The sequence below is a fragment of the Flavobacterium sp. genome, assembly GCF_046317795.1.
Lineage (GTDB): Bacteria > Bacteroidota > Bacteroidia > Flavobacteriales > Flavobacteriaceae > Flavobacterium.
On record NZ_JBKCVI010000129.1, the window covers coordinates 20409 to 27435 of the forward strand.

Here is a 7027-nt window from a genome sequence, read left to right on the forward strand (position 1 = left end):
TTTATAAATCCTAAAAATCTATTTTTTTACAAATTTCTTAACCACTTTCAAATTACTATCCGAAGTAACTTCGAGCAGATAAACTCCTTTTGAAACCGAAGACAAATCAATGGTTTGTGTTGAAGCAGCACTAGTTGGTTTTTCAGAAACTATCAGTTTTCCAAGTACATCATAAACTGCTATGCTAGCCACTGAACCATTATTTTTTACCGAAATAGTTACCCTATCAGCAACAGGATTTGGATAGAAAACAAAATCTCCATTCTCAAAATCATTGATACCAAGTTGGGCAACAAACTCCGTATTAAAAGTATTCGTAATAATCGGTGGATTAAAATCAAAATAAATGGAAGCTGTATTTGGAATAATATCACCCACTGCATAACCTGCTCTAGGTTTTATTTGGAATGTAATATATCCTTTTCCTATGTTAGTGTCGGCAACAGAAACTGGCAATTGAATATTGTCAAATCGCCAAGTCAAATTGTTATCTACTCTATCCATAATATAATTGTGACTTGCACTAATCATTCTAATCGTATTTTCATCCAATCTTGAATCTAACACATCGTTTATTCTAACATTGATAGCACTTGCTGTTCCTGTATTTTCAAAACGGATGGTGTAATACAAATAGTCATTGGCAGTAAAAGACGAATGCAAAATTCGTTCTCCATGCGATTCCATTTTGTCATTAGGATCATAAGAACCAATGATTATTTGTGAACAAGTAGAAGTATTATTTGCAGGAACTACATCGCCTGTTATTGGAGCAATACTCGCAGTAGAAGTTAATAAATTCCCCAAAGTGACCGTTGGAATATTTGGTATTTGCATGGTCACGGTAATAGTTCTTGTTTCAAATGGCAATAAATTGGTAAAATTATAAGTAAACCCATTGGCTGTTGCAGTTGTCCCTGCTTGAGAGTTTGCGGTTATTGTTACCAAAGCATCATTTGAGAACGTTACCGTTCCCGATGCTATAGTTTGATTACCATAATTGGTATAAACAATTCTTTCTTGATACGTAAACCCTGGTCTTGGCGCATTAAGTGGAATAATGTTTACTGCCAAGTCGTTGTAGCTTTGTGTAACAGTAATTGGAAAATTATAGTTTTGCATTCCAGCACCAATTACAACATTCACATTACTATAAGAAGAAGTGGTAATTCCATATGATGCTACATAATTTGGATCAATAGCATAACTCAAATCATAAGAATTAGTAGCATTGGTGTCATATATATTATAAATTCCATTTGGAGATATAATGTTGTGCACATTTCCATTATCATTCACTTCATAAATAAACTGTCCTAATGGGAAGTTTTGTTCACCAACATCTTTGATTCCGTTACTGTTACTATCCAAGAAAGCATTTAATCGTAAACCTGAACAATCAATGGCGCCTACAGAATTGGAGAGTTCTGTAATTGTAATCAAACCTGGTTGATTACTAAAATTAGTGACCATCATTAAATAATATTGTCCTGGTTGTGCATTAGGAATTATAGGAAATTCAACCGCAGCTGAAGAAAAACTACAACTTACAATATTGTTTGGCGATAGCTGACTACATGCATTTGTCAATGAAGAAAATGGTCCATAAACTATATAATCTACATCTAATGGTGTTCCGCTTAATGAATTTTGATTTATTTGTAAATTTATAGTCCCAGCATTACTTATTGGCAAATAGAACCAAGTAGCATTAGGCGTTGATGCTAAACAACCGGCTTGACCAGTTGAACCAGCATTAGTGGTATTTTGAAAAGGAACTCCCAATGAATTACACAACGAATTGGCACCAGAACAAGTATACGCAATATTACAATTAGGATAAGCTCTCACCTGAAAACTATAAATGATATCACAACCATTTGGAACAGTTTCTCTAATATAATATAGAATTGGATTTGGCTGTACATTTACAATAAAACTACTCGGAACTGCAATAGGATTTGTTAGATCCTGTGCATCCGCCAAACTAGAATAATACGTTAATGTATTGGTTGTGTTTATTTGTGCTGCATTCGTTGTAAAATCAAAAGTTATTACACCATTCCCATCAACATCACATTGTTCCATGTTACCAAGCTGTGTAATAGTATTTGAAACTGATACTACCATTATTTCAAAAGGGAAAATCTGAAACTCTTGTGTTGTATTATTTTGCAATCGAGCATAAATAACCTGTGGACTAGTGAGACTACAATAGGGCGATATTAATGCATTTGTCCCAACACTAGCATCCGTTTGAGTTTCATGATACGAAATTGTATATTCGGCAGGATTTAAATTCGCTAGAATATGTATATTATTTTGGGTTAAATCAAAACAAGCAATTCCATTATCAGAACATTGTGTTAAACTTATTGGCTGTCCTGGTAGTGGTGCACAAGGGGAAGTCATAAATATAACTGGAGCTGATACCAACGAAGTTCCCTCATTACAAACAGCACTTACAGAAAACGCATAGGTTGAGTTACAAGATAAGTTTGTTAAAACAAAAGGATTATTTTGAACAAATATAGTTGTCGATGGAGAACCTTCCATTTGAATATTTATCATCCAATTTGTTTCATTAGCAGTAGCTGTCCATCCAATTACGGCTGAAGTGGGCGTAATATTTGTCACCAATAATGAAGTTGGTGGAAAACAATTTGGATCTACTAATGGACCACATGTTACGTTAGCAACCCATCCTGGTCTATTTGCAGAGCCATCACTTCTAAAAACAAATGTTAAACACCCATCAGCTGCTGTTGAAGTAAATGGGCCAGGAATGGTTGTTCCCCAATATGCCCCAGCCAATCCGCCAGGCACATTTCCTGCAGGATTTGTACTGGCTATCTGATTTGCAGGAACAACAGCGTTTCCATTATAAACATACAATCCATCCCAAGTGGCTTCTGTATCAAAAGAGGTGAAGGTAACGGTTACTACCTCGCCAGGATTTGTTGGGCAAATGGTTGTAGTAACATTAGAATTGTTAGCATAATTAGCAGTTGGCCCAGCAGAATCGGTAAAGATGCCGCCACATGCAGGTGGTGCTGGAAGTGTTGTAATTGTTCTTGGTCCAGACCACAAACTAACCCCATTGGAAGTTGAACTACAATTACCTCTTACATAAAAATCATAACAAGTAGCTGGAGTTAGACCAGTAAATGTAAAAGGATTCGTTGAGGAAGTTGTCCAGCCAGTTGTATTTGAATTAGGTGCTGGAGAACCACAAGGCAATGCCAATACTTCCCATGAAGTAGCTACGCCTTCGTTAACCCATGATAGAGTAGCAGCATTAGCAGTTATAGCACTTGATACAAGTGCTGTTGGCGCTAGACATGTTGGCGGTAGTCCACAAGTTACATTAGCTATCCATCCAGGATTATTAACTACACCATCACTTCTGAAAACAAATGTTAAACACCCATCAGCTGCTGTTGAAGTAAATGGGCCAGGAATGGTTGTTCCCCAATATGCCCCAGCCAATCCGCCAGGCACATTTCCTGCAGGATTTGTACTGACTATCTGATTTGCAGGAACAACAGCGTTTCCATTATAAACATACAATCCATCAAAATTGGCTTCTGTATTAAAAGAGGTGAAAGTAACGGTTACTACCTCGCCAGGATTTGTTGGGCAGATGGTTGTAGTAACATTAGAATTGTTGGCATAATTAGCATTTGGACCAGCAGCATCGGTAAAAGTGCCGCCACAAGTAACTTGTGAATAAGTTGTAATTACATTTCCAAAGAAAATAATGGTAAATAAAAGTAATATTTTTTTCATTTTAAAAATTGGTTTGGTTGATTGACAGTTTTACAAATTTGATTTTATCTTTCAAAAATGCATTGCAATATACAAATTTTCAATTAATTACTATAAGTAATGAATTATTTAAAACAAAAAAGCCATCCCGTTATAAAACGAGAAAGCTTTTCATCTCGTCTTTTGGGACGAGACTACTAAATCAGCATCAATTATTAGAAATTAATTTCTCGATAGAAGCTCTATTAAGTTTCTTTAATCGTTTCTCTTCAATTAAGGCTTCTTTCTTAATTTCAAATTCTTTGGAATAAACTAAAATCCAATCCGTTTTGGTTGAAGTATATTTACTTTTTCCTGAAAGATGATTTTCTAATCTCTTTATTAAATCCGTGGTGAATCCTTTATAATAAAGATTACTGGATTTTGAATATAAGATGTAAACGTAAAACATATATTATGATATAAAACAAAAAAGCCATCTCGTCATAAAACGAGAAAGCTTTCCATCGGTCTAACTACTAAACCATGATACGAGTTACAAATTCGTATCGAAACAACACAACTAATCTTTGATGCTTTTTTGGGCAAAAAAGGTTTTCATTTCTGAAAACCTTTTCCCTCCCGAAGCTTCGGGATTAAGCGGTCTGGACGGGACTCGAACCCGCGACCCCATGCGTGACAGGCATGTATTCTAACCAACTGAACTACCAAACCTTCGCTAAATGCGGTTGCAAATATACAACCGTTTTTGATTTTTGCAACTTTTTTATAAAAAAATCATTGTTCTCCGATAAAACTTTTTAAAAAACTTGTCAGGTATTGATTTTATTGCTCTTTATAAAATTCTAATTAGCTTTTACTAGTTTTGAGAATTTCTTGCAATCCCGAAGCTTCGGGAACAAAGCCGCAAATAAAACATACTGTATATTGTGTCTAAGCGACTTTGCGAGTTAATTATTTTTTACAAAAAGTCATAAATTGAATTTTTATTGAACAACAATATAAAAAAATAGATACGTTTTTTTCTTATTAACCAAACATTTGTTTCTCAACCAAATAGGTAGTCAAAATGGTTTCAAAACTATCTTCAACAGCTACTGGAACATACTTAATTTTGTTTTGAGCACAAGTCATGGCTAACGATTTGAAATAATCATTCACCTTATCTTCATAAGCTTCTTTAATCGTATCTGCAAAAATATTAATCTGTTCACCCGTTTCTAAATCGATAAATTTTCTTGGCGCATTGTCAAAATTGAAATTAATTTCGGTTTTTTTATCGATTACATGAAAGACAACCACTTTATGTTTGTTGTGTTTCAAATGTTGTAAAGCGTTAAAAAGCGCTTCATTTTTACCTCCCGAAGCGTCGGGATGAAACATATCTGTAAACAAAACAATCATGGAACGGCGATGAATTTTCTCTGCTATTTGGTGTAAAAAAGTAACTGTATCGGTGCTTTTAGTTTCTTTAGGTTTTTCTAGAAGATTTTCCAATTTGTTTAAAATCATTCGATGATGACGATCGCTTCCTTTCTCTGGGGCATAATACTCATAAATATCTGAATATATGCTTAACCCAACAGCATCACGTTGTTTTTTTAATAAATTCATCAAAACAGCAGAAGCCAACACCGAAAATCCAATTTTATTGTGATAAAAAGGTTCGTCCTTTTTTAGTTTTGGATAATGCATCGATGAGGAATTGTCAATGATTAAATGACATCGAAGATTGGTTTCTTCTTCATATTTTTTGGAATACAATCTATCCGTTTTGGCATATAATTTCCAATCGATATGCTTGGTGCTTTCGCCAGAATTGTATATTTTATGTTCGGCAAATTCTGCCGAAAATCCATGAAATGGAGACTTGTGCATGCCCGAAATAAAACCTTCTACCACTTGATTGGCTAGCAATTCAAGATGTTTAAATCCGGAAACGAGTTCTTTTTGTTCTTCAATCTTCATAGTCCAAATATAAAGAAATTTTTGAAGGTTTACGAAGTTTATATAAGTCTATAAAAAAATGAAGGTGTCGTCTAGCCCCGATGGGAGCAAGCTACCCTGACTGCCAACAGGCAGGCATGTAGCGCGGACAGCGGGTGATGATTTCCTAAAAAAAGAAAATGTGCTGCTCCTAAAAAAAAAACCAATCTCGTTTATGAAGAGATTGGGTTTTTAAAGTATTGTGCGATTATTGATTACAACAAAGCATCGATTGCATCGGTATAGGTCTTTTTTGGAGCAACGCCAACTTGACGCCCAACGACTTCTCCGTTTTGGAAAATCAATACGGTTGGAATGTTGCGAACGCCATATTTTGCAGCAAATTCCTGATTGGCATCAACATCTACTTTTCCGACTACGGCTTTTCCGTCATATTCTGTGGCTACTTCATCGATAACTGGTCCAACCATTCTACACGGTCCGCACCAAGCTGCCCAAAAATCTACTACTACTGGTTTGTCTGATTTTAATACTACCTCATCAAAAGTAGCATCTGTAATTGCTAATGCCATATTATATATTTTTAAATTACTTAAATTATTGAAAGACAAAATTAGTTATTTTATTTTGGTTTACTTCATAAAAAAATCAGTTTTGACTATCATTTCATTATTAGAATTGATACTTAATTCAAGCTGATTTTAATGTTCATTTTCTCCAATTCCAATAACAATTCTTTTGAAATTTTGATTTTTAATTTCCTGCTTGGCATGGAAACTCTTGTAATTACACGATTTTCTTCTTCAACAATTGGGATTTCTATTTCTTCAGCTTCTTCCTCTCCTACGTCTAAATTATCCTCATCATCTACTAGTGTTTTGGGGATAATTTCGAGTTCTTTTTTTACGTTTTCTTGTTCCACAACTTCAAAAGTGACGGTATTATCTCCTTTATTAGCGTTGAAAATTTCATTTAACTGTTGCATAAAATTTTGTTGTAATTCTTTTATATCAATTTGAATGCTTAGCTTCTTTGCGAATTGAGGTAACACATCAGCTAGTAATTTTGCGTCTTGAAAAGCTATTTGAGGTTCCGATTTATTTCCTGTTTCTTTATTAATCCAGCCCTCTTTTATTAGAACTTTAAAAAAGATAAACTGGTTATTAACCAAGAAATGACGGAATTTTAAATATTCTTCGTTGAATATTCTAAAATCAAAATTCTCATCATAACCTTCAAGTGTAAAACTGGCCCAGTCTTTTCCCGTTTTTCCAGTTCTGTATTGCACATTAGATACAATTCCAGCAAAAGT

At 34.5% G+C, this 7027-nt stretch carries 4 protein-coding genes, 1 tRNA gene and 1 pseudogene; all 6 read right to left on the bottom strand.

Going from position 1 to position 7027, the window contains the following annotated elements:
- Positions 1 to 18: 18 nt before the first annotated feature.
- The gene (locus ACK5ON_RS07705) at positions 19 to 3789 is read right to left on the bottom strand and encodes a T9SS type A sorting domain-containing protein (RefSeq protein ID WP_409821408.1); all 3771 of its coding nucleotides are present in this window, start codon (positions 3787 to 3789) and stop codon (positions 19 to 21) included.
- Between the two features lie 187 nt (positions 3790 to 3976).
- Complete coding sequence (locus tag ACK5ON_RS07710) at positions 3977 to 4219, bottom strand: GIY-YIG nuclease family protein (protein ID WP_396176045.1); 243 nt, start codon at positions 4217 to 4219, stop codon at positions 3977 to 3979.
- 189 nt (positions 4220 to 4408) lie between these two features.
- A tRNA-Asp gene (locus tag ACK5ON_RS07715) sits at positions 4409 to 4482 on the bottom strand.
- Positions 4483 to 4797: 315 nt separating this feature from the next.
- A complete protein-coding gene (locus ACK5ON_RS07720) occupies positions 4798 to 5736 on the bottom strand; it encodes a DUF58 domain-containing protein (RefSeq protein WP_409821410.1) in 939 nt (312 codons plus the stop codon).
- Between the two features lie 233 nt (positions 5737 to 5969).
- A complete protein-coding gene (gene trxA / locus ACK5ON_RS07725; RefSeq protein WP_236457661.1) occupies positions 5970 to 6287 on the bottom strand; it encodes a thioredoxin in 318 nt (105 codons plus the stop codon).
- Between the two features lie 113 nt (positions 6288 to 6400).
- Positions 6401 to 7027: pseudogene (locus tag ACK5ON_RS07730) on the bottom strand (DNA polymerase III subunit alpha); the annotation flags it as partial.

Bases quoted from the DNA above. Each gene is read 5' to 3' on its own strand.
- ACK5ON_RS07705 (WP_409821408.1), bottom strand. From the start codon at position 3,789: ATGAAAAAAATATTACTTTTATTTACCATTATTTTCTTTGGAAATGTA.
- ACK5ON_RS07710 (WP_396176045.1), bottom strand. From the start codon at position 4,219: ATGTTTTACGTTTACATCTTATATTCAAAATCCAGTAATCTTTATTAT.
- ACK5ON_RS07720 (WP_409821410.1), bottom strand. From the start codon at position 5,736: ATGAAGATTGAAGAACAAAAAGAACTCGTTTCCGGATTTAAACATCTT.
- trxA (WP_236457661.1), bottom strand. From the start codon at position 6,287: ATGGCATTAGCAATTACAGATGCTACTTTTGATGAGGTAGTATTAAAA.